Source organism: Halorubrum vacuolatum, from assembly GCF_900188065.1.
GTDB lineage: Archaea > Halobacteriota > Halobacteria > Halobacteriales > Haloferacaceae > Halorubrum > Halorubrum vacuolatum.
Window position 1 is genome coordinate 14,804 of record NZ_FZNQ01000020.1, and the last position, 26,563, is coordinate 41,366.

Sequence of the window (26,563 nt, forward strand, 5' to 3'; positions counted from 1 at the left end):
TCGTTGTTTCCCCGTTTCCGGTCACCGATGGCTAGTCCGCCTCCGTCACGACATCCTCCCGCGAACCTCCTCGGCAACCCGTTGCATCGTTTCGAACGAGTCCTCATCGTAGGCGATCACCCGCACGTTACCCAGCGTCGTCGGGTCGAACGCGATGATCTCCTCGAAGATGTAGCCGCTCCCCTCCTCGAGTGCGACACCAGCGATCCCACAACCGAGCGCCGGAAGGACGATGGACTCGCACCCGAGCTCCTCAGCTTTCGAAAGCGCGTTGCGCGTCGCGATTCGGATGCTCGATTCGTCCGCTCCGCCACCGAGTTCCATCGTGGCGGCGTGGATGACGTACGTCGCGTTGAGTTCGTATCCCGCCGTCTCGACGGCCGCACCCAAACCGATCGGCGCTCTCCGGGTCGCCTCGCGCTGGATCGCCTCACCCGCCGCATCACGGATGACACCGGCAACCCCACCGGTCATCTGAAGGTCGGTGTTCGCCGCGTTGACCAGCGCGTCCGCTTCCTGTTCGGTGATGTCCCCTTGAACCACGCTGAATCGCATGTTCCGATCGACACAGGGAGAACTGGTAAACGTTCGTCCGGTTGAGATCCCCTGTGGAGCCCTCAGTGAACGGTCGTCGGGGCGGTCGTCTTTACTGATCAAGCGGTTCCCGAAGCGACCACGTATCCGTCGCCGGATCGAGCCGATGCGGCTCCGCACCACGCTCCGTGAGGATGCCGCTGTGAAACAGCATGGCTTTCAGCTGGAACACGGCCGGGGAATGATAGACGGCCCCGTCGGTGAGCGCGTTCGCCTGCAGGTGACCGTCCTCATCGAGCACTCGGCTTCGGGCGTCCTCGGTTCCACGGACGAACAGCTCAACCGTGAACGTTGGGTGCTGGACGTGAAGCCATTCGACCAGATCGATAAGCGATGGGTCCGTAATGCCCTCCTCGTGCATCGTCTGGAGTTCCGCGACGAGCAACCGCGTCGCCGGGTACGACCAGACGACGCGACGGACGAGCATCCCCCACTCGGGAGCGAGATCGACGAAGCGTTTCCGAGCGCGTTTCCACCGCTCGAAGGTCGCGAGCGCTGCATCCACGGATCCGTAGCGATGCAATGCAAACCGGACGACCTCCCGGCCCAACGGGGAGAGCACGAGTCGATCGGGCCGTTTTTCAATGAGACCGAGAAAGGCCGCTCCGTCACGGGCGCTATCGGTCGCCGCGACGACGTACGCCGAGAGCACCTCATCGGTGGGCCGCTCGTGGTAGAGCGCGAGCGGATACGCGAGGTAGTTCTTCGGATGGTTCAGTCCGAACGACTTGTTCGCGACACCCTGGGCGGTAGCCTGAAACCGTATTGCCGTCGCTTCCTCCGACGTTCGATTCCCCACGACCCGGGGAACCTCGAGGGATGTGACGGCTCCCCGCGAATCGACGCCGAGAACACCGACGTTGAGTTCGCGGGCGAGCGTGCGGCTCGATTGGGAGATCGCATCGAGCGGTGCAGTCACGTACGCGACGTTCGCCTCGTGCAGGCGATCGTAGGCTTGGATAACGCCACGCTCGACATCGACCGGTGCGTTCGCTGTGTATCCTTTTGCCTCGATCGCGATGAGCGGTGGGTGATCGCCGAGTCGGTCGACCGCGAGAAACTCGGAGTCGAGCGGAGCGACCCCGACGAGATCCGGATAGCCACCGCCGATCCGGACGTGATTGAACGGCGCGAGTTGTGATCGCACGTCCGCAGCGATCGGCTCCCCGGCGAGCCACTCATCCATCGCGAACTGCGTGTCCGTCACGGCGTACGTGTTCGGCTCGTCAGGCTCCGGAAAGAGGCGACGTTTGGTGTGTGCGAGGACCTGTGGTTCCGAAAGCGACGCCGCGGAGGCCATAATTCGACATAAACAGGTGATCTAATCAAACTTCGGTGGCGGACGGCGTGCCGTAGATCGGAAGCGATCCTCACGCGATGTGCTCTCACGAAGGGTATCACCCCTCTATGAGGCGGTCGGCTCCGAATGTTCCCCCACGCGACACACCGCCTCGGCTAGGACCTCCGCACCGATTCGGAGGCTTCGTTCATCGATGTCGAACGTCGACGTGTGATGGGCGCTCGGGTGATCGGTTCCGATGATGAGGTACGTCGCCAGTCCGCCGTCGTCCTGTACGCGCTCCATGAGGAAGGTGGCGTCCTCGCTCGCGCCGAAGTCGGCGACCGGAACGACGTCGTCGACGGCATCGACGTCGGCCGCAACCGTCGCGACGTGGTCGATGAGTGCCGGGTCGCTATCGGCACGGGGTGATTCGCTGATGACCTCGAAGGAGAGATCACAGCCGTGAGCGTGTGCCGCCCCGTCGAAGGCACGCCGGAGCCGACGTTTCATATACTCCATCAGTTCGGTCGTCTCCCCGCGCGCTTCCGCTTCCACGTGCGCGTGGTCCGCGATGACGTTGCTCGCGGAACCGGCCTCACAGTAACCGAGGTTGACGCGGGTCATCCCCTCGCCGTGTCGCGGGATCCCGTATGCGTTCGAGATGGCGGTTCCGAGCGCCTGCATGGCGTTTTCGCCCTCGTGTGGGGCTTTTCCGGCGTGTGCGGAGATCCCTTCGAACGTCGCGTCGACGTGACACATCGCCAAGGCGCGCTCGATGCCGGCGACGACTCGACCGGTGGGGTGATCGAGCCCGACGTGTGCCGCAAAGAGATACTCAATATCCTCGATGAAACGGCTCTTCGCCATCGGAAACCCGCCGCCGCTGATCTCCTCGGCCGGCTGAAAAAAGACGGTTAGCCGCCCGCTGAAGTCGCTCGCTTTCACGCGTTCGAGGACGGCAAGCCCCCACGTCATATGCACGTCGTGGCCGCAGGCGTGCATCGTCCCCTCGACCTCCGAGCGGAACCCCTCACGCGCCGGCTGGTGAGTCGATGCGTCCGACTCCTCGATGAACAGCCCGTCGATATCGACCCGAAGGCCGATTGAGGGACCTGCACCGCGGTCCAGCACCGCCACACATCCCGTGCTGCCGCCAGCCATCGATTCGAGGAGGTCCTCGCGGGCCCCACGCTCACGGGCACGCGTTAGCCACGGCTCGGAGGCGTCGTCGTCGAGAACGGCCATCCGATCCCCGGGATCGTACGCCTCACGACCGACCGCCAACTCGTCGACGCCGATCCGTTCGATCTCCTCGACGAGGCGGTGGGTCGTGTAGAACTCCCGCCAGCCGGGCTCCGGGTGACGGTGAAACCCACGGCGCAGTTCGACAAGCCGGTCCGAACCGGATTCCGTCATGTCCATGCGTGACACATGCACGGGCTTAACGTACACGATCATCGTGTATTTTGAATACAAAAAAGGGTAAGTAACCGACCGACGAAGGGCGGACATCACCGCTTCACCGCGGAAGACCCCAGCATGAGCGAGCATGAGTCCGTCGACGACGATCGCACAGCAGCCGACCATCCCGACATCGTCGTCCTCCGTGAGGGGACGGAAGGGCTTTCGATGGCGTCGTACGCGGAGACGCTTCGCGAGCGGCTGCCCGACCGGACGGTCGTCCTCGCACGAACCCCACGCGAGGAGCGGGAACTCGTCCCGAACGCCCGCGTCGTGACCGGGATCACCGTCGAGGCGGATCTGATCGCGGATGCGGATCGGTTGGAGCTGTTCGCCTGCACCTTCGCGGGTACCGACCACGTTCCGGTCGAGCGGCTCGTCGACCACGGTGTCGCCGTGACGAACGCGGGCGGGATCCACGCACCCGGTATCGCCGAGCAGTCGATCGCCAACATGCTCGTCTTCGCCCGGCGACTGCATGAGGGATGGCGCCGCAAATCGAACGCCGAGTGGCGCCACTTTCAGTCGTTCGAGTTCACCGGCAGCACCGTCACCGTGATCGGTCTCGGATCGATCGGCCAGGAGATCCTCCAACGGCTGGCGGGCTTCGAGGTCGACACCATCGGGGTCAGATACACCCCCTCGAAGGGCGGGCCAGCCGACGAGGTGATCGGGTTCGAGACGGACGCGATCCACGATGCGCTCGCACGCAGCGACTACGTCGTCATCGCGTGCCCCTTGAACGACCTCACCCGTGGGCTGATCGGCGAGGCCGAGTTGGCGACGCTGCCGCCGCACGCCGTCCTCGTCAACGCCGCCCGCGGCGGCATCGTCGACACCGACGCGCTCGTCTCCGCGCTTCGATCGAGCGGGCTTCGCGGCGCCGCGCTCGATGTGACCGACCCCGAGCCGCTGCCCGCCGATCACCCGCTGTGGGATCTGGAGAACTGCCTCATCACCCCGCACACCGGCGGACACACGCCGAAACACTGGGACCGTCTCGCGGACATCGTCGCCGACAACGTCGCCGCGTTGGACGGCGACGGCGAACTCAGAAACCTCGTGGCGGCGCCCGAATGAAATCCTGCCCACAGTGAACGGCGGGGGTTCCGCTTTTTGCCGGCTTGTATCCCTTAATTATATCCGCGCCACCGTCTTCCACACTCCTTGCATTTAAAAAAGCGCGTCGGCGGCTCGTCCGCCGAGGCGGTCTGTTTGATCGTATACCATGCCTCCTCGTGTCCACAGCGATCGCAGTGAACGTCGGTCGCGGTCGGTTTTCCCTCGAAGTTCGCGCCTTCCTCGGTCTCGATCACCTCGGCGTCCGTCTGTTCCTCGGTGGACTCGAAGCGCGCCGCCAACTCCGCGTCACGATCCGTTCTCGCGCCACAGTCCTCGTTGCGACAGACCATGGCGTCGTCCCGCGAGACCATCATCGTGCCGCACTCCTCACAGAACTGCATATCGCTGCCTACGTGCCCGCACCACAAAAGACCCCCATCCCGGGCGGGTTCACGAGTGCGTATCGAACTGTGGCCCGTCCTCGCCGACCATCGGGCAGTTTCGAACCCGGAACTCGTTGCCCTCGAGCACCTCGAGTATCTCGCCGTCCTCGTGGGTACACGCCGTTTCGGGTGGTTCCGAGAGATGTGGGCAGCGCTGACAGTAGAGCCGTTTGTTCACGACGTGATCGACCCCGTCGGTCATCGCTCCCGGCCCGACCGTGTCATACTCCTCATCCGCCGCCAGCGCCTCCCAGACCTCGTCGTCGTGTAGCTCGTCCACCTCCATCCGCTCGAAGGGGTCATCGATGTCGACGCCGTCCCCCTCGGTCAGCGCGGCGAACGGATCCTCGTCGGTACCGACCGCATGGTCCCCAGCCGATCCCGTCGGCGATGACGTATCCCCCTCCTGTATGGCCGCGAACGGATCCTCATCTGCAGGCGGATCGTCCGCGGGAGGACCGTCCACATCGTCCTCGAGCGCGGCGAACGGATCCTCGTCCGCGGGTTGATCGCCGTCATCGTCCGTCTCCAAGGCGGTAAACGGATCGTCGTCCGCGGACTGATCGTCACCGTTCGCCTCAAGCGCGGCGAACGGATCCTCGTCCGACTTCCGGTCGTCCCCGCTCATCGGCGATCATCCCGGGTTCCCCCAGGGCCCTCCGTCGGTACGCTCCCGGTGTCGTCGGTACCGGATCCCCTCGAACCGGCCGCATCCCCCGAGCCGGCCACCTCCCCCTCCAACGCGGGTGGGTCGCCAGCGATCAGCCGAGACGTGCCGAAAAAGCCCGATTTGGGCGTCAGGTCGCTGAACTCCCGGTCACAGTGTGGGCAGCGTGGCGCCGTGAGCAACGTCAATCGCACCGTCTCCTCACAGTGTGTACACGCCGCCTTCCGGATCCCGTGGGTGTTCGCGAGCGCCGTCAGGCGCGTCAGCGTCTCGGCATCCGTGGTTCGCCGCTCGACGACCCGAAGCCGTCGTTGGACGCTCACGACCGCGTTCGCGATCCTGGAGAGCTTTTCGGAGACGTCGGTATCGACTTCACCACCTTCGACCGTCGACTCCATCGATTCGATCCGGTCGGCGAGGTCGGCGACCGTCCCACGCAGCTCCCCTACCGCGTCCGATGTGGCGTTGTCCTCGCCGGCGTCGAACGCGTCCGCTGGGCTGCCGTCCGTCGTCCGGTCTTCCAGTTCCGCGACGGTTTCGCGAAGCGTCTCCACCGTCGACGCGAGTTCAGGATGGTCGTGGTCCGCGGGGGCCTTCTGCTCCGCCTCGCGGTAGATCCGCACGAGACGTGTCCGTACGTCCTCGATCTTCTCTTCGGTATCGTTCCGTACCTCCGACAGATCATCGGACAGTTCGTCGAGGTCCTCGGCGAGCTCCGACACCTGCGCGGAGAGATCGGCGACATCCTCGTGGAGCTCGGAGATGTCCGCATGCAGGTCCGTCCGGTCGTCGGTCAGTTCCTCACCATCCGTCGAGCCGTCAGCCGCGGTCTCGAGTTCGACGAGACGGTCCTCTATCGTTTCGAGTTCCTCCATCGACGGCACGTCGACGCCCTCGGCCTCCGCGATGGCGATGAGCGCACGCATGAGCACCTCGGTTCGCTCGATGCCGGCGGCCGCCGCGGCTTCGTCGATCACCTCGTCGAATGCGTCGATATCGCTCATCCCGACTCACCAACCATTCTGCCTTCCGTTCGAGCGGCTCACTTAAGTATCCTCCCGCGTAGTTCTCTCGATCGATAGCGCCACGACGGGAACGACGATGTCGTCCGTGTCGCGGACGGGTTCGGCCGACCGTTCCGGGCGACGATGCCAGTGAACAATGCCTCCACGTCGCCACCTCACCGGATCTTTCTGACGTCGCTGATGTCGAATCCACCGTCGTGGATCTCCGTCTCGAAGCGGACGATGTCTTCCTCTTCGATCCGTGCGAGCACGCCGCGGAACTCCCGCACGACCATCGTCCGGGCCCGTTGTGATCCGCCGCTTTCCCAGGTGAACCGAAACGTCCCGCTCGCGGCGTCCATCAGCGTGCCGAACTCCCTGTCCGTTAACGCGTCCTCGTTGACCAACACGAGAATGAGCCCGCCCCAGTGATACGCTGCCTTCTTCAATCCGCGCATGACCATCGTGATGTCGCTCCATGCCAGATCATCGGAGACGGAGGAGACGAGGTCGGTCACCGAATCGATGCAGATCAGGCTCTCTGTCGCGTGGGCGGTGAGGTATTCGCCGAGCGCGGTCAGCACGTCGTCTGGACGGTCGCGCTGACCGAGTTCGGCGAGCGAGGTCGTCTGGTCTTCATACCACTCACGTGGAAGCGGGCTGAGCTGGAAGAACTCCGGGGAGAGGTCCCGGAACGTGATCCCGTCGGCGGCGCTCTCGACGATCTCTTCGGCCATGGTGTAACGCATCTCGCGAATGATGTCGCCCGGATCCGCGGTAAACGAGAGGTAATGCACCTCGGAGGACACCCGCGCTCCGTCGGCGACCTCGCCGTAGTAGAGGTCGAACAGATCCGTATCAGTTCGTGCCAACGCACTCATCGCCGCACTCGTGTAAAGGAACTCGCGGGCACCGGCGCCCGATTCGCCGGCGAGAAGCACGACGCTGCCCGGCGGCGAACCGCCGCCGATGATCGAATCCAGCCGTGCGATCCCGAACGGTACACTCGACATACTACGTATCCCGAGGGCTCATCGCTTAGTGTTGTTGCTCGGAACGCGTGTTTTCCGATCCGGGTCCTGCACCCGTGCACCCTCGTTGGCGCCACCTACCACCGTCACCTCGCCGTCGACTCCCGCCGCCGACAACGCCGCCGCCCCCGCCTCGCGTGCTGCATCCGCGTGATCGACGTCGGTGACGCCGTAGACCGTCGGCCCCCACGAGGACTGCCCGGCACCGAAGACCGCCGGCGACGACTCCAAGGCGGCAACGACGTCCCCGACGGGGGGGCGATAGACGCCACCCTGCTCGTCGGCATACCACGCCCCGTTGAGTCGACCGATCTCCGCAACCGCGGCGCCGAAGGTCTCCGCACGGCCCTCCGCGACCGCGGGCAGCACGCGACGCGTCACGATCCCAGAGATCCGATCGGCGAGCTCCGGGGAGGCCCGCTCGACGGCGTCGCGCATGGCGGCGTCCTCGATGGCACCGTTTCGTCCCGGCTTCGCGTCCGGACGGACGATGAGGAACCGCCAGCCGTCGGGGATCGGGTGCCGAACCGCGACCGCGGGTACCGACCAGCTGCCATCGGCCGGCCGCTCCGTCGTGAATCGCGTCGTCGGATGGCCGGCATCCAGGATGAATCCCCCTCCCTCGAAGGCGGCGACCCCAACCCCCGACCGACCGCCTCGGCCGAGCGCCGGTGCGCGCCTGCGAACCTCCGGGTCCCGCGCGTGTGCGTGCGAAATAGCGGCGAGCGTCGTCAGCGCGACCTGCGTCCCGCTCCCCAAGCCGGTATGCCGCGGGAGTGCGGACTCGACCGTGAGCGCCGCGCCCTCGACCTCGAGCAGCGACGTGGCCCGCTCGGCATATGTCCGCACATCCGCGACGAGCGCGTCCATCGATCCGCCAGCCGCGCCATCGACGGCGTCGTCGGCCACCTCGACGGTTATCGCCCCGGATGGAGCTGCCTCGACGGACACCCGCGGCTCGGCAAGCGTGATCCCAAGCGCCCCGTAGAGCCGCTCGTGTGAGAGGCTGAGGTTGCAAAACCCGAAGTGCAGCCGGGCGCCGGCGCTGACACGGACCATCGGTTGGATCAGCTACGTGCGCGGCGGGTAAAACCACCGTGTCGACGGCCGTGCTTGCCGGACAGTCCGACCGCTGTCGACATACCGAGCCGAGACCAAAGCTGTCTGAGCGCCCCGAGCGACGCGATCGCCCCGTCGATCACGGCCCCTCGTAGTTTTCCAACCGCCGGACGCTGGGGATATCCGTGACCACGTCCTCATCGCGGAGTATCCGCCGACCGGCGCGCCGACGTTCGTCACCCTCCTCACGGTTCTCAGCTCGGTTTCGGCCACGGGCCCACTGCTCGTATGCGCGGGCGCTCGCCTCGTACTCGATCGCCGCATCCGCGAGGGTGCCGGCGATGGTACGGAAGGTTTGATACACACGGTCGAACGGTTCGTGGTCGACCGGATCCCGCTCAAGTCGTTCTGCGACCGATTCAAACCGATCGGTTGCGCGTTCGAACTCCCGAGCCGCCCGCGACCACGAACGCGATCGATAGGCCCGCTCGGCGTCGATCCATGCCCGATGGCCCTCGGTGAATGGACGACGCTCATCCGCGACCGCGACCAGCGCATCGCGCTCGGCAGCGAGCTGATCGACCTTCCCGGCGTACTCCTCGACGGTCAGTTGTTCGGAGGCGTCTGCCACCTCCGGATCGCTCACCGACGAGAGCGACTCCATCCGTTCGTCCGCGGCCTCGACCCGGTCCTGAAAGCGGTTCCACGTGACCGTGCTTATCGAGTCGCCCTGATGGGCGATGAGCACCTCGCGAAACGCCTCGAACGCCGGGCCCACTTTGGCCTGCGTTCGGGCGCTCTCCCGAATGAATTCGCCGACGTCGCGTAGGTCGTCGATCCGTGCGCGTTGGTCGCTGTTTGCCGGTTCCGCCGCTCGATCAAACCGGTCGTTCGCCTCACGGACGCTCCGCGCGATCGGCACCCAGCGGAACCGCGTCGCCGACGCGCGAACGTCGAGGAAGGAGTCGGCGTTCCCGCTCTCGGCGTACAGTTCCAACGCTTCTCCGAGCAAGCTATCGCCCTCCTCGAGCCGTTCGAGGGCGACCCGCTCGTCCTCCGTAAGCTCCGGCTCGTCGGCGTCGTCGTGTTCGGCTTCGTCATCGGCCGGCTCCTCCTCATCGTCCGGTGTGGCCTCGTCGTCGGCCGGCTCCTCGGGCGGTGTATCCTCGTCGTCGGCTGGGTCCGCACCGTCATCTGTATCCTCCGCGGGAGGGTCGATGTCGCCACAGCCGGCGAGGACGCCAGCCGCGACCACTCCCAAATACGCACGTCGGTCCATTGTCGTCATGATGCCTGCTGGTCATATATACTTCGCTGTGATCACTGCGATGACGGGTCACACGAGCGGAACGGAACCCTTACCGCCCGCCTCGCCACACTCGCGAACATGCGCGACCACTTCGAGATCCGGGACCACGACGCCGCCGGCCGGATCGGACGGCTACAGGTCCCCCGGGCGGGTGTGACGGTGGAGACGCCCGCATTGTTGCCGGTCGTCAACCCGAACGTCGTCACCATCGAGCCCGCGCGGCTTCGTGAGGAGTTCGGCGTCGAGATGCTCATCACGAACGCCTACATCATCACCCAAACCGACCGCATCCGCGACCGGGTGCTCGATGTCGGGCTGCACGAGTTTCTCGGTTTCGACGGCGCGATCATGACTGACTCCGGTTCCTTTCAGCTCGCCGAGTACGGCGACATCGACGTCACCACGGCGGAGATCATCGACTTTCAGCGGCGGATCGGCAGCGACGTCGCCACGCCCGTGGACGTGCCCACGCCGCCGGACGTCCCCCGCGAGCGCGCCGAACGCGAGCTGGCGGTCACCCGCGAGGCGCTCGCCGACGCCGAGCATGCCGACACCGGCGAGATGCTCATAAATGCGCCGGTGCAGGGGTCGACGTATCCCGACCTCCGTGAGGCGGCGGGCCGACACGCCGCCGGGACCGACCTCGACGTCTTTCCGGTCGGCGCGATGGTCCCGCTTTTAAACGGCTACCGCTACGCCGACGCCATCGAGGCGGTGATGGCGGCGAAACGCGGGCTCGACCCGGACTGTCCGGTCCACCTCTTCGGGGCCGGCCATCCGATGATGCTCGCGCTCGCGGTCGCGGCGGGCTGTGACCTTTTCGACTCCGCCGCGTACGCCCTCATGGCCCGTGATGGGCGCTACCTTACCGTTTCTGGGACCGAGCATCTGGAGGCGATGGACTACTTCCCCTGTTCGTGTCCGATCTGTCTCGAACACACTCCAGAGGACGTCCGTGCCGAGGACGACCGCGAGCGCGAGCGATTGCTCGCCGAGCACAACCTCCACGTCACCGTCGCCGAGATCCGTCGGATCAAAGCGGCGATCCGTGACGGGAATCTCCTCGAACTCGTCGATCGGCGCGCCCGTGGTCATCCCGCGATGCTCGACGGCTATCGGGCCTTACTCGATCACGCCGACCAGCTCGAAGCGAGCGACCCGGTCTCGAAGGACGCCTTCTTTTATACCTCACACGAGTCCGCCCGCCGCCCCGAGGTTAGGCGTCACCACGAGCGACTCGCCCGGCTCGCCGTCCCCGACCGGCTCCTTCTCACGGAGTCGAAGCCGCCCTCGACGCACGAATACGACGAGGTGTGGCGCTTAAAACCCCCGTTCGGGCCGTTCCCGCGGGCGCTCTCTGAAACCTATCCGCTCACGGCGGAGGTCCCGGAGCGAACGGATCGTGCCGCCCAGGAGGCCGCGGCGGCGGGCGTGCGCCGGCTGATCGAGGAGCACCCCCACGCCGAGGTGACCGTCGGTCACGACGGCTGGGATCGATCGGCGCTCGCGCGGTTGCCCGATGCCGTCGTCGCCGAGAATCTGCAGGAATTGGGTCGCTAGTCGATCAGGCGTCTCGTTCAGACGTTCAATTCGTCACGGAGGTCGCCCATCGTAACCTCACGTTCGGCGTGGGCGTTGTGCTGGTGGATCGATTCGTCGTTCGACTGTTTCATGCGGATCACGGCGTTGTCGGGGAGGTGATCGAACTCCTCGACGGTGCCCTCCGCGAGCGCCCGCACACAGTCCTCGACGAACTTCGCGTCCGCATGCGCCTCGTAGGTCATGTGGTCCTCGTCGGGGCGTTTCGCCATATTATAAATCCGCGCGCTCATCGAGTCGCGGGCGATGTCGATCACGTCGCCGAGGTCCACGTCCGGGTGGCCGTCGGTCGTGATCGTGAGGGTGGCGTGACCGCGCTGGGAGTGACCCGGCTGCGGGACGGCATCGAGGAACGCCTCGGTCGTCTCCGCATCGACGCCGAGTTCATGCAGCTTGTCGCGGGCACGTGACTCGCTCATCCCCTGCGAGCAGGGACAGACGGTCATCCCCGTGACCTCCGCGCCGATCTCCTCGCGCGTTCCCCGCTCCGTCGCCGTCGCGCTGGCGATGATCGTTGCGGTGCTTTGGGTTTCGATGCCCGACGCGGGCGTGCGTTCGCGGGTGACGAGATCGGCGGTCATCGAGACCTCCGCCGTGGTCGTGTAGTCGTGTTTCGCGAGCAGCCGTTCGGCGGCGTCGCCACAGACGTCCTCGACGCGATAGGCCTCCTCGCGGGTGATGTCCTCCAAGATCTCATCGACCGTCGCGAGGTTCCGCGACATGTCGATCCCCTTGCGGCCGCCCGGCAGGTCGACGAACACCTCGAATTCGGCCATCAAGACGATCGGGCGTTTGTCCGCACGGGCCAACTTCACGAGTTTTTCGACGCCGGTCACACCGACTTGGGAGAGTCCGACGGCGACGTCAGGGGCTGACGCCTGCACGTCCGGCAGCTGATGACTCATTGATTACTCAAGGGGAAGCGCGTGATTAGGGCTTTCGATACGGATGACATGCGGTGACACTCACTCCGACTGGTCCCGCCGGGCCGCATCCGACGGGCTCCCATGAGCCCGCTTGAGCCGTTCCACTTCGGCGTCGATGGCAAGCGACTCGAGTTCGTCGAGGGATCCGACGCGGCGACCGGAAGCGCCGGTATCGGCCGTCGTGTCGGACGTGGAACTGGCTCCATCTGCCGCGGGTTGTCCGTCGTCGGCTCGACCGCCGGATCGGCCAGCGGCGGTGCCGTCGTCGGCCGAACCTCCGGAGCCGGGTGTCGAAGCGTTATCGTCGGTCGTCGACTCGGCGTCGCTCGTCGTCACGGACGGCGCCGTCCCGTCGGTGGCCGACTCATGCGATGTTTCCGTTGCGTCCACACCGTCCGATCCCGTTTGTCCCGATAGACGGGCATCGACCCGGCGAAACACCGCATACGTCACCGCGCCGGCCCCGACGGCGACGGCCGCGTACATGGTCAACAGCGCCTCTGCACCGAAGCGCGTCTCCAACACCGGCCCGGCGAGCCACGCGAAGACACAGACGGCGACGAGGAAGCTGCCGGCGAGCGGGAGCAGTCGATCCATATCGGGCCATTCGCGGGCGGGACGGATAGCCGCTTTGCTGGTTTCCGGCCATCGCCGCGTCGCGCCGGAGTACACTCCCGCCGAACACCGCGGTGTGGGCGGTGTGACACCCGTGTACGCCCTCGAACCCGTAACGCACCATTTATCAATGCGGCAGCGGAAAGGTGGCACACGAATATGCCGAGTTCCAATGGCCCTCAGAAGGCGACCCGAAACAAGCTATCGAACAAACCGAGAGATCGCGGCATTTCGCCGCCACAGCGAGCGATCCAGGAGTTCGATGAGGGGACACAGGTCCACCTCAAGATCGACCCGAGCGTGCAGAAAGGTCGGTTCCACCCTCGCTTCGATGGACGGACCGGTACGGTCGTCGGCAAGCAGGGCGCGGCGTTTAAAGTCGAGATCACGGACGGCGGGAAGACCAAGACCCTGATCGTCCGTGCGGCCCACATGCGCGCACAGACGAACTGATGACGATATTTAAAGAGAAGGTCGACGAGGAGTACGTCACCACCGCGGAAGCGAAGGACATCCTCGCCGAGATCGAAGCCGAGCGCGCGGCCGACGAGGAGCGCGACCTGCGATACGAGCTGGCGCGCGCCATCGAGCACGTCAACCGATTCGCCCACCTCGATGCCGAGGAGTCCCGCGAACTGGTCGAGGAGCTCGCGGAACTCGAACGGATCGACGTTCCCACGGCGATCAAGATCGCGGACCTTCTGCCGGCCGACCGCACGGAGCTTCGGTCGGTCTTCGCACAGGAGCGCTACTCGCTCGACGGCGACGAACTCGACGCCGTGCTCGACATCGTCGCGAAGTACTCCTGAGGGCCCGTTTTTCGTTTCGATCCCCCGACCCGCCGAGACGGATGTCTCCGGGGACCGACATCGCTCACGTCCGGCATCGCGTGAAAACCCGTTGGGGCCTTTTAAGTTCTCGCGTGCCTAACGGATGACATGAGCGACCCCGACCCCGACACGGAGACGGACGCGTCGAACGCTGATCCGGGCGACGCCGAGGGGGCCGGGCCCTCCGGCCCGTACGTCGTGGTGCTCGACGTACTGCCGAACGGCCGTCCCGACGACGGGCGCCCGGGGTATCAGAAGTCGCCGGTCGCATACGGGATCGGCGTCGAGTCGTTTCGCCCGTTCGAGATCGCACTGAGCGAACTCACCGAGGTCTCGGTGGGCGACCGCTTCCCGCTGGATGACGGATCGGTCACCCGGTATCGCGACGTCGACGTCGACGATCTCACACGGAACGCGGCGGCGGAGATCGAGTACGCCGTCGAGGCGATCGTTGCGGAGGACGAGCGTCGCTTCGTCGATTTCTTCAACGAGGCGGGTCCGTTGACCCTCCGATTACATCAGCTCGACCTCCTCCCGGGGATCGGCGAGACGCTGCGTAACAAGGTCCTCGATGCCCGTAAACGTGGCCCGTTCGAGAGCTTCGAGGACGTAACCGACCGGGTGTCCGGACTGCATCGTCCGCGCGAGGTGCTCATCGAGCGGATCCTTGCGGAGATCCGCGAGGACGAGCTTAAATACCGGATCTTCGCGCGTCGAAGGGAGTGACGGTCCGGTCGCCGTCTACGGGGCGGCCCCCGACACATGAGGGTTGGTGGACAGTGGTGTGGACCACCGATGGCTCCCGTCGCATCCCGGCACCGTGAGGGCCGCCCGGAACCCATTTGAGCGGTCCCGACGGAGGACAGGTATGATCGATGAGACCGTCGCCGAGATCCGTGCGATGCAGACACACAGCACGTCGGTCGTGGCTATCAAGGCCACGCGGTCGCTCGCGGAGTTGCTCGACCGCGACTACATCACCGTCGACGAGTTCGAACGGGACCTCGAACACAACGCCGGCGTGTTGCGCCGGTCGAACCCCTCCCACGCCGCCCTACACAACGCGATCCGTGAGGTCGAACGCTCGGTCGTCGGCGAGGCGACGACGGTCGAGGGTGCCAAACAACGGCTTACAGACACCATCGAGCGGGTCGTCGAGGACGTCGAGACGTCGAAGGCGGCGGCGGCGTCCAACGCGGCCGAGCGCATCGCCGACGGCGAAACCCTGCTCGTACACGACTACTCGACGACCGTGTTGGAGTCCATCGAAACCGCCGCGATGAGCGGCAAGCACCTGACCGTCTACGTCACCGAGGCACGGCCGCGAACGCTCGGTCGAAAGACCGCCCGGGCGCTCGCCGCGATGGACCGCGTCGACGCCCATATGGTCGTCGACGGCGCGATGGGCTACGCGTTACGCGACTGTGACCGCGTCCTCCTTGGGATCACCTGTATCACCGGCGGTACCTACTACAACCGCGTCGGGACCTTCCCGCTCGTCGTGACCGCTCGCGAGCTGGGGATCCCGGTGACCGCCGTCGGCTCCGGCGCGAAGCGGATCGAGGAGTTCCGCTTCGAGAACGAGTTCCGTGACGCCGTCGAGGTGATGCGCGAGCCCGTCGAGAACGTTACCATCGAGAACCCGTCCTACGACGCGACGCCCGTCGGCATGATCGACGTGGTGATCACCGACAACGGCGTCGAGGAGCTGTAGGTCGGGCGTCGGCCGCGAAGGTGACCGCTGCGACGTTCCCGTGCTACCGGAGCCGGGCGAAGGTTCTGTCATCCCGTTTTTCCACCGCTACCAACCCGTCGTCGTCGAGGTCGGTCAGCAGGTCCCGAAGCCACTCCCGGCCGTGCTGGCCGTCCGGCGAATAGTCGACCCGTACCCGGGGCCCGAGTTCGTCGAGGCTCAACTCATCGTACTCCCCGAGCGTCCGCACGATCCGCCCGCGGAACTGCCGCCGACTGCCCTCGAAGCTCGGTTGGGTCGGTACGTCCGGGGCGGTGAAATCGCCAGTCTCGTACGCGTGACACCACTCGCGCCACGGACAGCCCGCCTCGTCACACCGCGGCCGTGTCCCGCAGGCGACGCCGCCGAGCTCCATGATCGCGTTGTTCCAGACGCGGGATTCTCCGTCGGGCATGACGAGCGAGGCGACACGCTCGAACGCCTCGTCGTCGTCCGGGACCCCAAATGCGCGATACAGCACGCGTTTCACGTTCGTATCGACGACGGCGTCGCCGGCGTTGAACGCGAACGACGCGACCGCGTTCGCGGTGTATGGGCCGACGCCCATCAGCTCCTGAAGCCCCTCGGGGTCGGTCGGAAATGCCCCGTCGAATTCCGTTTCGACCTGTGTGGCCGCCTCGTGGAGATATTTCGCCCGGTTGTTGTAGCCGAGCGAATGGCTCGACCAGAACGCGACGACGTCGCTTCGGTCGGCCGCGGCGAGATCCGCCGCCGTCGGCCAGCGTTCGAGGAACGCCTCCCATGCGGGGACGACCCGATCGAGTTGGGTCTGCTGGCTCATCACCTCGCTCACCAGGATCTCGTAGGGGTCCTCGGTTCGCCGCCACGGGAAGTCGCGGTGATCCGCCTCGTACCAGTCGATGAGCGCCGCACGGACGGCATCGAGAGAATCCGGATTCGCGGGGAGTGCCGGCGCGTCGCCCGCCGCGATCGACGTCGTCGGGTCCGGCTCGGTCATATTCAACCCTCTGGGAGCACGTCGCTTAGGAATGGCGCTTCCGGGTGGGGGGTGGAACTGAAGGGTGGCGCGTTCAGTTCGCGTCCTCGATCGCGGCCGTCAACAGCTCACAGCCGAGTTCGATCTCGCGTTCGGTGACGTCGAGCGGCGGGAGGATGCGGAGGACGTCGTATCCGCACGAGAGCGTCAACAGCCCGCGGTCGAAGGCGGCGGCCATGACGTCATCACGGAGCGCTTTCGTCTCGAACTGGAGCGCGAGCATCAACCCCTTGCCGCGGATGTCGGTGACGCCATCGAGGTCGGCATCGCCAATCGTCTCTTTGAACTGTCGACCCCGGACGACCGCGTTCTCCAGCAAGTCCGCCTCCTCGATGGCGTCGATGGTGAGCGCCCCCTGCAACGAGGCGATGATGTCGCCGGCACCCCATGTCGAGGAGATCCGGCTCTTTTCCTCCGGGAAAACGTCCGAACGGGAGATCGTCGCGCCGACGCGGAGTCCCTTCGCGCTCGTGATCACGTCGGGTTCGATGGCGTAGTTGTCCGCGCCCCACATTTCGCCCGTCCGGCCGAGCCCGGTCTGGATCTCGTCGGCGATGAGCGTGATGTCGTGTTCGTCCGTCAGCGTCGCGATCTCGTCCATGAACGCGTCGCTCGGGAACCGATAGCCGCCCTCACCTTGGATCGGCTCCAATATCAGATAGGCGACCTCCTCGGAGTTGATGTGGCCGCGCTCCGGGTCGAGTTTCCGTCGAAGTCGAGAGACGCCGTCGACGAAGAAGCCACACGAACAGGTGCTCGGATCACAGGTCCGGTCCGCACAGAACGGCGCATCGTGGACGGAGCTGATCTCGGGGAACCGCCGACGGTAGACCTCCTTCGAGCGATTGAGCGAGAGCGCGCCGAGGGTCCGACCGTGAAACGCCCCGTCGAAGGTGATCGCGTACTTGCCGCCGTCGGCGTCGTCGTAGGCGATCTTGATCGCGTTCTCGATCGCTTCCGCGCCCGAATTCGACAGAAACACCATGTCCATGTCGTAGTGGGCGGTGAGATCCGTGAGCCGGTCCATCAGCCCGGCCGGGCCGGGGAGCGTCTCGCCCGGGAGCCCGTCGCCGGCGACGTAGAAGTCTTGGCCCGCGATCTTGAGCGGATCGACGAGGTCGAACTCCGCGAGCGGCTCCATGATAAGCGGGTTGTTGTACCCGAGCGGCGCGGCCGCGACGTGGCTCGTGAAGTCCAATAACACGTTACCGTCCACGTCGGTACAGAACGGACCTTCGGCCGGTGCCGTCCGATCCCAGACGAAATCATAGACGTACGTGCTCGGCGCCGCGGAGTCGTGGTGGTGGTCCACCCATCTTCGGGCGCGCGGACCGGGGAACTCGGTCACCTCCGGACGGGCTGTGTCGCGATCCATGCCCGCGTGTAACGAACGTGGCGAGATAAATACGAGCGTGAGCCGCAACAATTGGATTTTTCTCCAAGATTCACTGCTATCCGTCGACGAACGTTCCCCTCGATAGTTTGCACGGATCGACGATCCGCGGGAGGGGGCGAACGGCTGCTCCGCCTGAGGATCGGGAGCGACCGCGCCACCGGTGGCGGTAAATCAGTGTTCGACGTAGGCGGCCTCCCAGTCAGTTCTGGCGTCGATCTCCCGACTGCCTCGACGGGTCAGGGTGTAGTAGTTGGTTCGTCGGTCCCGCTGACCCTTCTCGACGAGCCCCTTCTCGACGAGCGTATCGAGGTTCGGGTAGAGCCGACCGTGGTGGATCTCCTTTTCGTAGTAGTCCTCGAGTTCCTCTTTGATCGCGAGGCCGTGCGGTTCGTCCAATCCCGCGATCACGTAGAGGAGATCGCGTTGAAAGCCGGTAAGATCATACATGATGCTGTTTCGCGGTTCTTGTCGAAAAGGAATAAATATATCGTTCCGAGCTATCGACAAACGTCGTTTTCGGACCGCTCGTCCGGTCGGCGTCGTGAAGCCGGTACTGTCAGTTCAAGAATGTTCCCTCGAAAACAGCGGCTTTATTCGTTCGACACGCGTATGACGTGTATGCCAGAAGAGGTGTTGTTCGAAACGGAGCGCACGGAGGACCGAGCGACCATAGCCGCGCTGTTGCGATCGGTGGCGGACAAACTGGATGCCGGCGAACCGGTCACGCTGTCGGCCGGCGAGGAGTCGATCACCCTCGATATCCCGGCCCGTCCGACGTTCGAGGTCAAAGCCGAGCGGGAGACCGGCTCGGGTCCGGACGAATTGAGCGTCGAGTTCGAGATCGAGTGGGACGACGTCGAAGGCGGTGGCCACGACGGATCGCTCTCGGTGGAGTGAGCGATCGCTCGGTGGACTAAGACGGACGTTAGAACGAGGCGGCAGCTGGACGGTCTATCATCGAAAAGGACGCACGCCCGACACGGAAAAAAGCCGCGTCAGGCCTGCATCCGAATTGGTCCCCGCTGACGCTTCGGCCCTCCAGACGAAGCGTCATATGTCAGTACCACACGGCACGGCTTAAACCTAACGGGGTCCGTTCGCGCGCACGTTTCCACCCGCGACATCGCCGAAGGATGCCGCACCCGTGACCGGATCCCGTTCGTACACGACGCTTCCGCGGAGGATCGTCACTTCGGGGAAGACCCCCTGCCACCCCTCGAACGGCGTCCACCCACAGGCGCTGTGCAGCGCCGCGGCCTCGATCTCGCGTGGATCGGTGAGGTCCACGAGGACGAGATCGGCGTCCGTACCCGGCTCGATCCGTCCCTTTCTCTCCAGTCCGAAGACCTCGGCGGGCGTGGTGGCGACCGCGTTTCGAACCGTCTCCAGCGCCAGGTTTCCGGTACGGACCGATTCGAGCAGCAGCGGATAGCACGTCTCGACGCCCGGCACACCGCTCGGGGCATCGAGCAGCCCCTGTCGTTTCTCCGCCGCCGTATGCGGTGCGTGATCGGTTGCGACGATATCGATGGCGCCGTCACGGAGCCGCTCGAACAGCGCCGACCGCCGTTCCTCGGAGCGAAGCGGCGGGTTCATTCGACCGAACGTACCGAGCCGCTCCGCGTTCTCTCGGGAGAAGAAGAGGTGATGCGGCGTTACCTCACAGGTCGCATCCGTGTCGGCGACGAGGTCCACCGCCTCCGGCGTCGACGTGTGTGCGATGTGTACCTGTGCGCCTGCGCGGTCGGCGGCCTCGAGCGCTCGTTCGACGGCGGCGATCTCCGCCTCCGCGGTCCGATACGCCGACCAGGGCTCCGCGCTCGCGGTGACGCCGGCACCGTTCGAGGCCCCATCGAGCGCGTCCGGATCGAAGCGCGTCGCGTCCTCGGCGTGGACGGTGACCGGCACGTCGTGTTCGGCGGCCACCGCGAGCGCCGATTCGAACCGGTCGAGTTCGATCCCCATCTCGCCGGTCGAGTCGGCCAAAAACACCTCACCGAGCGCGAACAGGGGTCGTGCAAAGAGGCTCTCGGGGTCCCACTCCGGCGACACGCCGCCGTTGATCCCATACTCGACGATCGACGCGTCGGCCGCCAGTTCGGCCTTCTCATCGAAGGCGTCGCCGTCGACCGTCGGTGGCGCGGTGTTCGGTTGATCGACGACGGTCGTGACGCCACCGGCCGCGGCGCTTTGCGAGCCCGACTCCCAGGTCTCCTTGTGGCTCCCGCCCGGTTCACGGAAGTGGACGTGGACGTCGATACCGCCCGGAAGGAGGTGTCGGCCGCGTGCATCGATGACGCGTTCCTTGGCGACCGGGTCGAGCCCGGACGCCACCGTCTCGATCGTTCCGTCCCGGATCCGTACATCGCGCACGCGTCCATCCGCCAACTCCGCGCCGGTGATGAGCATGGTCACCCCTCGCGGCGCGTCGGATAAATCGTGGTGATTCGGGATGGAACGGTGACGGGCTGGTGTAACAGCTGTTGGGAACACACCGAGGCTCCGATACGGTTTTTTAGCCGCCGCTGGAAGCACGGACGAATGCTGTCCCGACAGTTCGTCCGTGAGAACCCCGATACCGTCCGCGAGGCGCTCGCGAACAAGGGCGTCGACGTGGATCTCGACCGGATACTCGACGTCGACGAGGAGTGGCGGGAGCTCAAACGCCGCGGCGACGACCTGCGTCACGAACGCAACGAGGTCTCCTCGCGGATCGGCCAGCTCAAAGCCGACGGCGAGGAGGCGAAGGCGCAGGCGGCGATCGAGCGCTCCAAGGAGCTGAAAACGGAGCTCGGAGCGGTCGAGGAGCGTGCAGACGAACTGGAGGCGACGCTTGAGGCCTCCCTCCTCGAACTCCCCGGGATCCCCCACGAGTCCGTCCCGATCGGGGCGGACGAGTCCGAGAACGTCGAGGTTCGCAGGGAGGGATTCGATGACCTTCGCGAACTTCCCGCGGATCTCGTCCCGCACTACGACCTCGGCGAGGAGCTGGAGATCCTCGATTTCGAGCGCGGCGCGAAGGTCGCCGGCGGCGGCTTTTATTTCACGAAGGGCGACGGCGCGCGCCTCGAGCACGCGCTCATCCAGTTCATGCTCGACATCCACCGTGAGCAGGGCTATCACGACGTCTTTCCGCCGCTGCCGGTGAACTCCGCGTCGATGCGGGGCACCGGACAGTTCCCGAAGTTCACCGAGGACGCCTATCGGCTCGAAGGGGCGAACGACGAGCCGTACGACGACGACGACCTCTGGTTGCTTCCGACCGCGGAGGTTCCCGTCACGAACCTCCACCGCGACGAGATCCTGCTCGGCGAGGATCTTCCCCTTAAATACCAGGCCTATTCGCCGAACTTCCGCCAGGAGGCGGGCGAACACGGCACCGAGACCCGCGGGATCGTCCGGGTGCACCAGTTTAACAAAGTAGAGATGGTGAACTTCGTCCGGCCCGAAAACAGCTACGAGCGCTTCGAGGGGCTCGTCGACGAGGCCGAGGAGGTGCTTCGACGCTTGGAGCTGCCCTACCGCGTGCTGGAGATGTGTACCGGGGACCTCGGCTTCACGCAATCGAAGAAGTACGACCTCGAGGTGTGGGCGCCAGCCGACGACATGGCCGACGGCCCCGAGGAGGGCGGTCGCTGGCTGGAGGTCTCCTCGGTCTCGAACTTCGAGGACTTTCAGGCGCGACGGGCCGGCATCCGCTACCGCGAGGAGCATCACGAGTCGGCCGAATACCTCCACACGCTCAACGGATCCGGGCTCGCGATCCCGCGCGTCGTCGTCGCGATCATGGAGTACTATCAGAACGACGACGGGACGATCACCGTTCCCGAGGTGCTCCGTCCCTACATGGGTGGCACCGAGCGTATCGAGGGACACGACGCCGTCGGCGAGTCGAAACTGGGCTAGCTCGACGCCCGAAACCAGGGAATATCCGGTTCCGCGAACCGACGATGTTCCGCCCCTGATTCAAGACCCGAGGCTTTCGCGTGAACTGCGCACAAATCTTGTCGACCCACGTAGTTCCTGTCCCGATATGGGGATCGAGGCTATATGCCGGATCTCCGGGCACGAATGTCCTCGAGTTCCACTACTTGTCGCTGGACGTGCCCAGAGTGCAATTGTCGTATGTCTCTCGGCACATAGCCATTCACCGTGGCAGTAGCAGATGCACACGGCGTAACGTACGCAGAATTATTAGAACACAGACATAGGGACGTGTACAAAGAGACGCTGTCATTCCACTGGGAGGAACACAAGCATGAGTGACGATGCACCGCCGTTTTATGCATTTCTCGAAGTCGGGACAGACGCTTCTGCCGAGGAAATTCAAGCTCAGTATCGACAGTTGGTGAAGACGTACCACCCCGATCAGGGCGGATCGGAAGATGAATTCAAGAAGCTCAAATCGGCCTATGAGACACTGATCTCAGCCTCGAGTCGGAGTCGGTATAACCGATTAGGGCACGATGCATACGTTCGCGCAGTCAATCCCAGCGGTTGGGATCACGTAGAATCGGACGACGGTGAGGAGAACAAAGAGAAGACGTCTTCACATGAAGAGTCATCGACCGACGATCGGACAGCGTCTGAACGGTCAAGCCAGTCGCAGTCTGGGGCTGAAACTGGTAAGACAAGCCAACAGCGGACAACCAACAGGGGCTACGATACATGGGGTCAGGATGCCGGATCGACCTCGACAAGTTCGGGATCGACATCAAAGCGGTCACAAACAGACACCGGCGACCGAGCATACACCACCGAATCTGATTATTCAGACGCTGAGAGGACGAACACGCGGTCGACTGAGAGGACGAACACGCGGTCGAACACAAGCACTACGGGGACAGGTGGGTATCGGCATTACCCGTCAGCGCCAACAGGTGAGACCGACACGGGATATCCCCGGATATTCGCTGGTCTCATCCTGTCATTGGTGCTCTCCAGTGGTCTGGGACACCTCGGCGTACTCTCAGCCCAAGTCTCAGTTATCATCGGAGTTGTCGCCGGATTTGGGCTGCTCATCGTTCGTGATGTCTTAACGATTCGACGCGCACCCACCCGGAGTGCTCCAGCGATTGATCCAGCTGATGCGCTAATATATGCGCTGATAACCGGAATTGGACCGATCATTCTGCTTGCCGCCGTCGTTCAAGGGAACTTGAACGGTGGACTGGCGTTTAGCCGGTTCGCAGGGATTGTCGTCGGCGGACCACTCTTGATTGGCGGGATCGTTATCGCTTGGGCAGTCTTTTCGCTCGCTGGGCGTCCACTGATCGCCGTAACCGCTGGCGCGTTATCGTCGCTGACCGCGTTTGTGATTGAATTTTCACCATACCGGTTTTGGATCCCGTTCTGGGCCATCGAGAACGAACCTGCCAGCGTTATCGCCCCGTGGGTATCGGTCGGCCCAGTAACAGGCTTTACGCCGGGATGGGCGGTGAATTTCGGATTAGCGATCGTGCTTTTTTACGCCCTCCTTGGATCTCTCGCATTCTTCCTGCTCGGATTCTCGGACTTACTTCGGGACGGCCAATGCGGTGGGGCACGCGTGATCGGGTGGGAACTGGTTGCGGCGGCTCCGTACATCTTAGTGACGACGTGGGTGTTGAGCGGAAACGCTCTATGGGCACTGTGGGGCACTCCCCCGACAACGACGGTCGGTGCTGCCCTCGTCCTGTTGACATGTGTGTGGCCGCCGGTTGTATTTGTGATCTACGCAATTAGTGAGCGAGTTGTCCGACGGGTGAGTACACGGGGGTGAGTCACCATCACCCGCTCGGAATCGACATCTCACGGAGCGTCCTCCGTTCACGGTGTCTGAAGCGAGTTCTATTTCGCGGTGGATCTACTGATAATCTTGCCAGAGATCACAGAACTACAGGAAGAACGCCCCTGTGCAACGCTCAGAAGCGGATCAGCAGGTGCTGCTGTCACGAGACATCGAGATACTGTGGTATCTAGCGGATGAGGGTCCTGCGCGGACGAGCGAGATCGTAGACGCGTTGTCAATCCAGCTGTCCTCGACGACGGTGCGTGAACGGTTAGCCGTGTTGAGTTTGATTGCCCTCGAACAGGTGTTTACCTCGGGTTAGCGACGGTCGAAAATCAACAGAAGGCGAGGGATTGGGATGCTCCGGCGGGGATTTGAACCCCGGTCATTGCCTCGAGAGAGCAGCCCCTGCCTCGGGAGTAACGTTTTTATAGGTGTTTTCTCCCGTGTTCTGAGGTGCCGGAATTCGGCCATGTGAGCATATCTACGGGCTGGAGAGCTAAAAGGGGCCCAGATCATTGCCCTGGAGGACAATACGGTTCAGTGAGCCGATCTCGGCCGATTTTATAAACACCCGGATCACTGTTCATCGAGGCAATCGAGGGCAATCACACCCTCCCCCCGATTTCGGATTTCTTTAAGTCAACCCAGTTATTTTCACCGTAATAATACCCATATTAATCTAGTTTCCAGCCACATTTATAAGTGATCTCGAAATCGGCCTATCCGGTATTATTACACATGTATTTGGACGAAATATAGTCTCAGCGAATATATCTCGGTTCGAGAACCGTGACATAGTTCTGATATACTTTGTAGGCTCCGGTTCGACTGTCAAACAATGCAAAAACGGAAAGTGCACTCAAAGTCGGATTCGTTATCCGCAGATGCACTCGTGAGACAGACCAACCAAATGGACGATTTGCCGGTGGATCCGAGTTGAAAGTGCCGCCATCGTCTCCGCTCGCTCCCGAGTAGCGATAGCGTCCTGATAATACGTCTGTGCGCGGTTTTCCGTCCAGAGATCGTCAAGCCGGGACGCAACTTCCTCACTGATGAACCCGACTTCGGAACTGCGATTGATTGCAGTCGTATGTGACTGTGGAGGGTTCGCGGGATCCTGATGCCCCTCGTAGAGTAGCCAAAACAGGAACGTCTTTTCAATGGAGGTGAATGCTGCTTCGATCGTCAGCGTGTAGTAGCCATCAGTCAGCAGTTTCTCTGCCCCCGAAAGCGACCGACAGGCCTTACGAAGTTGAACGAGTCCCGCGTCAGAGACGTCAAGCCCTCTCTCCGAGTTTTGACCACCGTGGCGGAACGCCGCTTCGGCATCGGAAAGTTCCGGCTCAATATCGTCAAGCGTGATCGGCATTGCTCACTCGCCCCCTCGTGCTGATTCATACACCGCCTCTCGAACGTCCGCGAGTGCATCGGTTCGTTCCAAAACGATTCCCTCATCGAAAATGTCCTGTAGCTGTTCCCCGTGAGATGCAGCAGACTCGATCGTTTCGACGAGCACCTCGAACTGGTACCGTTCACCCCGAAACGTTCGCTCCTCCATGTCCCTGGCCAGCTGAGTTGCGAGACGACGTCCGTACGTAAGGCCTCCCTTGATGATGACGAGGAGATCAATGTCACTGCTCCGATCGGCGTTTCCACGCGCAACGCTCCCGAAGAGGATGATGCCTACAAGTTCGTCCACGTCATCAAAGGCTTCGGCATCGCTGGCAAGTTCATCAAGGAAGGCCTGTATCGGCTTTCGAAACTCCCGCTGTGGGATGCTGAACAGTGGGTCAGCCCCGATGATGTGGTCTTGATCGATCCTGATCTGTGCTGGTTTCCCACTCACGATATCGAGGACACCCATCCGTTCGAGGAGTTCGACAGAGCGCGAGACGGATGACACGTCGGAGTCAGTGATCGTCGCTAATTCTTTCTGCGTGAACTCCTCGAACGGATTATTCACCAAATGATGGAGGATATCTTGCATCGCCTGGTACCGAAAGACCCGTTCTTCCGGAAAGGGGAAGTCGAGAAGAACCCGCGTCTGTTCTTGCATAATAGACAAACTATTGCAGGATGTGCAAAAGTGTTATGCTCGCCAACATCGTTCGCCTACTTCCAGCAGTCTGGCCATTCATTCAGGCTTTCTGGGAGTAACTAGATATCCTTCACTTCTTGCGTAAAAGGCTCTAATAGTCGGACTCGGCCAATTCCATAACCACTCTGATCACTGTTTACCGAGGCGATCGAGAGCAATCACACCCCCCCCCCCAGATTTCGGATTTCTGGCTCTGTTGAAATCCTTCAAAGCTGATACGAGGTCGATGCTGAATACAACGCGCGAATCTTTCAATCGGCGAGATCGACACCCGTGAATTCAAATCGGGCCCCGTCTGTCCTGCCATCTGCTACTCGAATAGCCCATCCATGGGTATCGACAATCTCAGCCACGATGGCTAATCCAAATCCAGTACTTTCCTCCCGCGTCGAATATCCCGGTTCCAAGGCTTTAGTACGCTTCTCCGGTGGTATCCCGGGGCCATCATCTTCGATGAAAAACCCGTCATTCTGGTCTCCAACGATCACAGTCACGTCTTCACCAGCGTTTTCGACCGCGTTTCTGAATAGATTCTCAAGCACCTGTTGTAACTGACTTCGATTAGCCCGGAGCGTTCGGTCTGTCTCAGAGACAAGTGTCGCGTCTTTTGTACTGACGTTTGACCAAGATGACTCCACTACCTCGCTCAGCGAGACATCTTCGC

General features: G+C 63.6%; 27 protein-coding genes. 9 read left to right on the plus strand and 18 right to left on the minus strand.

Annotated elements, in window-relative coordinates; genetic code table 11:
• Positions 1 to 45: 45 nt before the first annotated feature.
• The 3 genes from CHB65_RS13910 to CHB65_RS13920 form a co-directional block, all read right to left on the minus strand.
• Positions 46 to 555, minus strand: coding sequence for a macro domain-containing protein (locus CHB65_RS13910; protein ID WP_089385659.1), 510 nt, complete (start codon positions 553 to 555; stop codon positions 46 to 48).
• A 91-nt stretch (positions 556 to 646) separates the two neighbouring features.
• Positions 647 to 1,894 carry a hypothetical protein gene (locus tag CHB65_RS13915; RefSeq protein ID WP_089385660.1) on the minus strand — a complete coding sequence of 416 codons (1,248 nt, stop codon included), beginning with the start codon at positions 1,892 to 1,894 and terminating at the stop codon, positions 647 to 649.
• Between the two features lie 105 nt (positions 1,895 to 1,999).
• A complete protein-coding gene (locus CHB65_RS13920) occupies positions 2,000 to 3,292 on the minus strand; it encodes an amidohydrolase (protein ID WP_089385688.1) in 1,293 nt (430 codons plus the stop codon).
• 123 nt (positions 3,293 to 3,415) lie between these two features.
• On the opposite strand from CHB65_RS13920, the gene CHB65_RS13925 reads away from it, so the two are divergent.
• The gene (locus CHB65_RS13925; protein ID WP_089385661.1) at positions 3,416 to 4,417 is read left to right on the plus strand and encodes a D-2-hydroxyacid dehydrogenase; all 1,002 of its coding nucleotides are present in this window, start codon (positions 3,416 to 3,418) and stop codon (positions 4,415 to 4,417) included.
• A 53-nt stretch (positions 4,418 to 4,470) separates the two neighbouring features.
• On the opposite strand, the gene CHB65_RS13930 is transcribed toward CHB65_RS13925, so the two are convergent.
• From CHB65_RS13930 to CHB65_RS13955, 6 genes are all read right to left on the minus strand, one after another.
• On the minus strand, positions 4,471 to 4,800 hold the full coding sequence (locus tag CHB65_RS13930) for a transcription factor S (protein WP_089385662.1): 330 nt from the start codon (positions 4,798 to 4,800) through the stop codon (positions 4,471 to 4,473).
• A 49-nt stretch (positions 4,801 to 4,849) separates the two neighbouring features.
• Positions 4,850 to 5,470, minus strand: a complete 621-nt coding sequence (locus tag CHB65_RS13935) for a hypothetical protein (RefSeq protein ID WP_089385663.1) — start codon at positions 5,468 to 5,470, stop codon at positions 4,850 to 4,852.
• Entirely contained in the window at positions 5,467 to 6,513 is a 1,047-nt protein-coding gene (locus CHB65_RS13940; protein WP_089385664.1) for a hypothetical protein, read from the minus strand. Before CHB65_RS13940 ends, CHB65_RS13935 begins: the two co-directional genes overlap by 4 nt.
• 176 nt (positions 6,514 to 6,689) lie before the next feature.
• Positions 6,690 to 7,526 (minus strand): RAD55 family ATPase, encoded by an 837-nt coding sequence (locus tag CHB65_RS13945; RefSeq protein ID WP_089385665.1) that lies wholly within the window; start codon positions 7,524 to 7,526, stop codon positions 6,690 to 6,692.
• Between the two features lie 18 nt (positions 7,527 to 7,544).
• A complete protein-coding gene (locus tag CHB65_RS13950; RefSeq protein ID WP_089385666.1) occupies positions 7,545 to 8,603 on the minus strand; it encodes a beta-ribofuranosylaminobenzene 5'-phosphate synthase family protein in 1,059 nt (352 codons plus the stop codon).
• A 139-nt stretch (positions 8,604 to 8,742) separates the two neighbouring features.
• Positions 8,743 to 9,882: a hypothetical protein gene (locus CHB65_RS13955; RefSeq protein WP_089385667.1), complete on the minus strand. Its 1,140-nt coding sequence runs from the start codon at positions 9,880 to 9,882 to the stop codon at positions 8,743 to 8,745.
• A gap of 108 nt (positions 9,883 to 9,990) precedes the next feature.
• Here CHB65_RS13955 and tgtA point away from each other — a divergent pair, with 108 nt between their 5' ends.
• The gene (tgtA, locus tag CHB65_RS13960) at positions 9,991 to 11,472 is read left to right on the plus strand and encodes a tRNA guanosine(15) transglycosylase TgtA (RefSeq protein ID WP_089385668.1); all 1,482 of its coding nucleotides are present in this window, start codon (positions 9,991 to 9,993) and stop codon (positions 11,470 to 11,472) included.
• A 17-nt stretch (positions 11,473 to 11,489) separates the two neighbouring features.
• On the opposite strand, the gene mptA is transcribed toward tgtA, so the two are convergent.
• A complete protein-coding gene (gene mptA, locus CHB65_RS13965; RefSeq protein WP_089385669.1) occupies positions 11,490 to 12,416 on the minus strand; it encodes a GTP cyclohydrolase MptA in 927 nt (308 codons plus the stop codon).
• Positions 12,417 to 12,476: 60 nt separating this feature from the next.
• On the minus strand, positions 12,477 to 13,034 hold the full coding sequence (locus CHB65_RS13970) for a hypothetical protein (RefSeq protein ID WP_089385670.1): 558 nt from the start codon (positions 13,032 to 13,034) through the stop codon (positions 12,477 to 12,479).
• Between the two features lie 177 nt (positions 13,035 to 13,211).
• Here CHB65_RS13970 and CHB65_RS13975 point away from each other — a divergent pair, with 177 nt between their 5' ends.
• The 4 genes from CHB65_RS13975 to CHB65_RS13990 all read left to right on the plus strand — a co-directional run bounded on the left by CHB65_RS13975 (position 13,212) and on the right by CHB65_RS13990 (position 15,596).
• A complete protein-coding gene (locus tag CHB65_RS13975) occupies positions 13,212 to 13,505 on the plus strand; it encodes a 50S ribosomal protein L21e (RefSeq protein WP_089385671.1) in 294 nt (97 codons plus the stop codon).
• A complete protein-coding gene (locus CHB65_RS13980) occupies positions 13,505 to 13,861 on the plus strand; it encodes an RNA polymerase Rpb4 family protein (RefSeq protein ID WP_089385672.1) in 357 nt (118 codons plus the stop codon). Before CHB65_RS13975 ends, CHB65_RS13980 begins: the two co-directional genes overlap by 1 nt.
• Positions 13,862 to 13,990: 129 nt before the next feature.
• Positions 13,991 to 14,608 (plus strand): DUF655 domain-containing protein, encoded by a 618-nt coding sequence (locus CHB65_RS13985; protein WP_089385673.1) that lies wholly within the window; start codon positions 13,991 to 13,993, stop codon positions 14,606 to 14,608.
• Between the two features lie 142 nt (positions 14,609 to 14,750).
• Positions 14,751 to 15,596: a translation initiation factor eIF-2B gene (locus CHB65_RS13990; RefSeq protein ID WP_089385674.1), complete on the plus strand. Its 846-nt coding sequence runs from the start codon at positions 14,751 to 14,753 to the stop codon at positions 15,594 to 15,596.
• A 43-nt stretch (positions 15,597 to 15,639) separates the two neighbouring features.
• On the opposite strand, the gene CHB65_RS13995 is transcribed toward CHB65_RS13990, so the two are convergent.
• The 3 genes from CHB65_RS13995 to CHB65_RS14005 all read right to left on the minus strand — a co-directional run bounded on the left by CHB65_RS13995 (position 15,640) and on the right by CHB65_RS14005 (position 18,475).
• Entirely contained in the window at positions 15,640 to 16,593 is a 954-nt protein-coding gene (locus tag CHB65_RS13995; protein WP_089385675.1) for an HhH-GPD family protein, read from the minus strand.
• A gap of 73 nt (positions 16,594 to 16,666) precedes the next feature.
• Positions 16,667 to 18,007, minus strand: coding sequence for an aminotransferase class III-fold pyridoxal phosphate-dependent enzyme (locus CHB65_RS14000; protein ID WP_089385676.1), 1,341 nt, complete (start codon positions 18,005 to 18,007; stop codon positions 16,667 to 16,669).
• Between the two features lie 192 nt (positions 18,008 to 18,199).
• Positions 18,200 to 18,475: a helix-turn-helix transcriptional regulator gene (locus CHB65_RS14005; RefSeq protein ID WP_089385677.1), complete on the minus strand. Its 276-nt coding sequence runs from the start codon at positions 18,473 to 18,475 to the stop codon at positions 18,200 to 18,202.
• Positions 18,476 to 18,646: 171 nt separating this feature from the next.
• Here CHB65_RS14005 and CHB65_RS14010 point away from each other — a divergent pair, with 171 nt between their 5' ends.
• A complete protein-coding gene (locus tag CHB65_RS14010; RefSeq protein WP_089385678.1) occupies positions 18,647 to 18,925 on the plus strand; it encodes an amphi-Trp domain-containing protein in 279 nt (92 codons plus the stop codon).
• A gap of 186 nt (positions 18,926 to 19,111) precedes the next feature.
• On the opposite strand, the gene CHB65_RS14015 is transcribed toward CHB65_RS14010, so the two are convergent.
• On the minus strand, positions 19,112 to 20,437 hold the full coding sequence (locus tag CHB65_RS14015; RefSeq protein ID WP_089385679.1) for a dihydroorotase: 1,326 nt from the start codon (positions 20,435 to 20,437) through the stop codon (positions 19,112 to 19,114).
• A 132-nt stretch (positions 20,438 to 20,569) separates the two neighbouring features.
• On the opposite strand from CHB65_RS14015, the gene serS reads away from it, so the two are divergent.
• On the plus strand, positions 20,570 to 21,934 hold the full coding sequence (gene serS, locus CHB65_RS14020; protein ID WP_089385680.1) for a serine--tRNA ligase: 1,365 nt from the start codon (positions 20,570 to 20,572) through the stop codon (positions 21,932 to 21,934).
• 352 nt (positions 21,935 to 22,286) lie between these two features.
• Positions 22,287 to 23,789 carry a J domain-containing protein gene (locus tag CHB65_RS14025; protein WP_089385681.1) on the plus strand — a complete coding sequence of 501 codons (1,503 nt, stop codon included), beginning with the start codon at positions 22,287 to 22,289 and terminating at the stop codon, positions 23,787 to 23,789.
• 886 nt (positions 23,790 to 24,675) lie between these two features.
• Here the strand turns inward: CHB65_RS14025 and CHB65_RS14040 are convergent.
• The 3 genes from CHB65_RS14040 to CHB65_RS14050 form a co-directional block, all read right to left on the minus strand.
• The gene (locus tag CHB65_RS14040) at positions 24,676 to 25,170 is read right to left on the minus strand and encodes a hypothetical protein (protein ID WP_089385683.1); all 495 of its coding nucleotides are present in this window, start codon (positions 25,168 to 25,170) and stop codon (positions 24,676 to 24,678) included.
• Between the two features lie 3 nt (positions 25,171 to 25,173).
• Complete coding sequence (locus tag CHB65_RS14045; RefSeq protein WP_089385684.1) at positions 25,174 to 25,857, minus strand: nucleotidyltransferase domain-containing protein; 684 nt, start codon at positions 25,855 to 25,857, stop codon at positions 25,174 to 25,176.
• Between the two features lie 293 nt (positions 25,858 to 26,150).
• A partial coding sequence (locus tag CHB65_RS14050; protein WP_143420431.1) for a sensor histidine kinase occupies positions 26,151 to 26,563 on the minus strand: 413 nt, incomplete at its 5' end.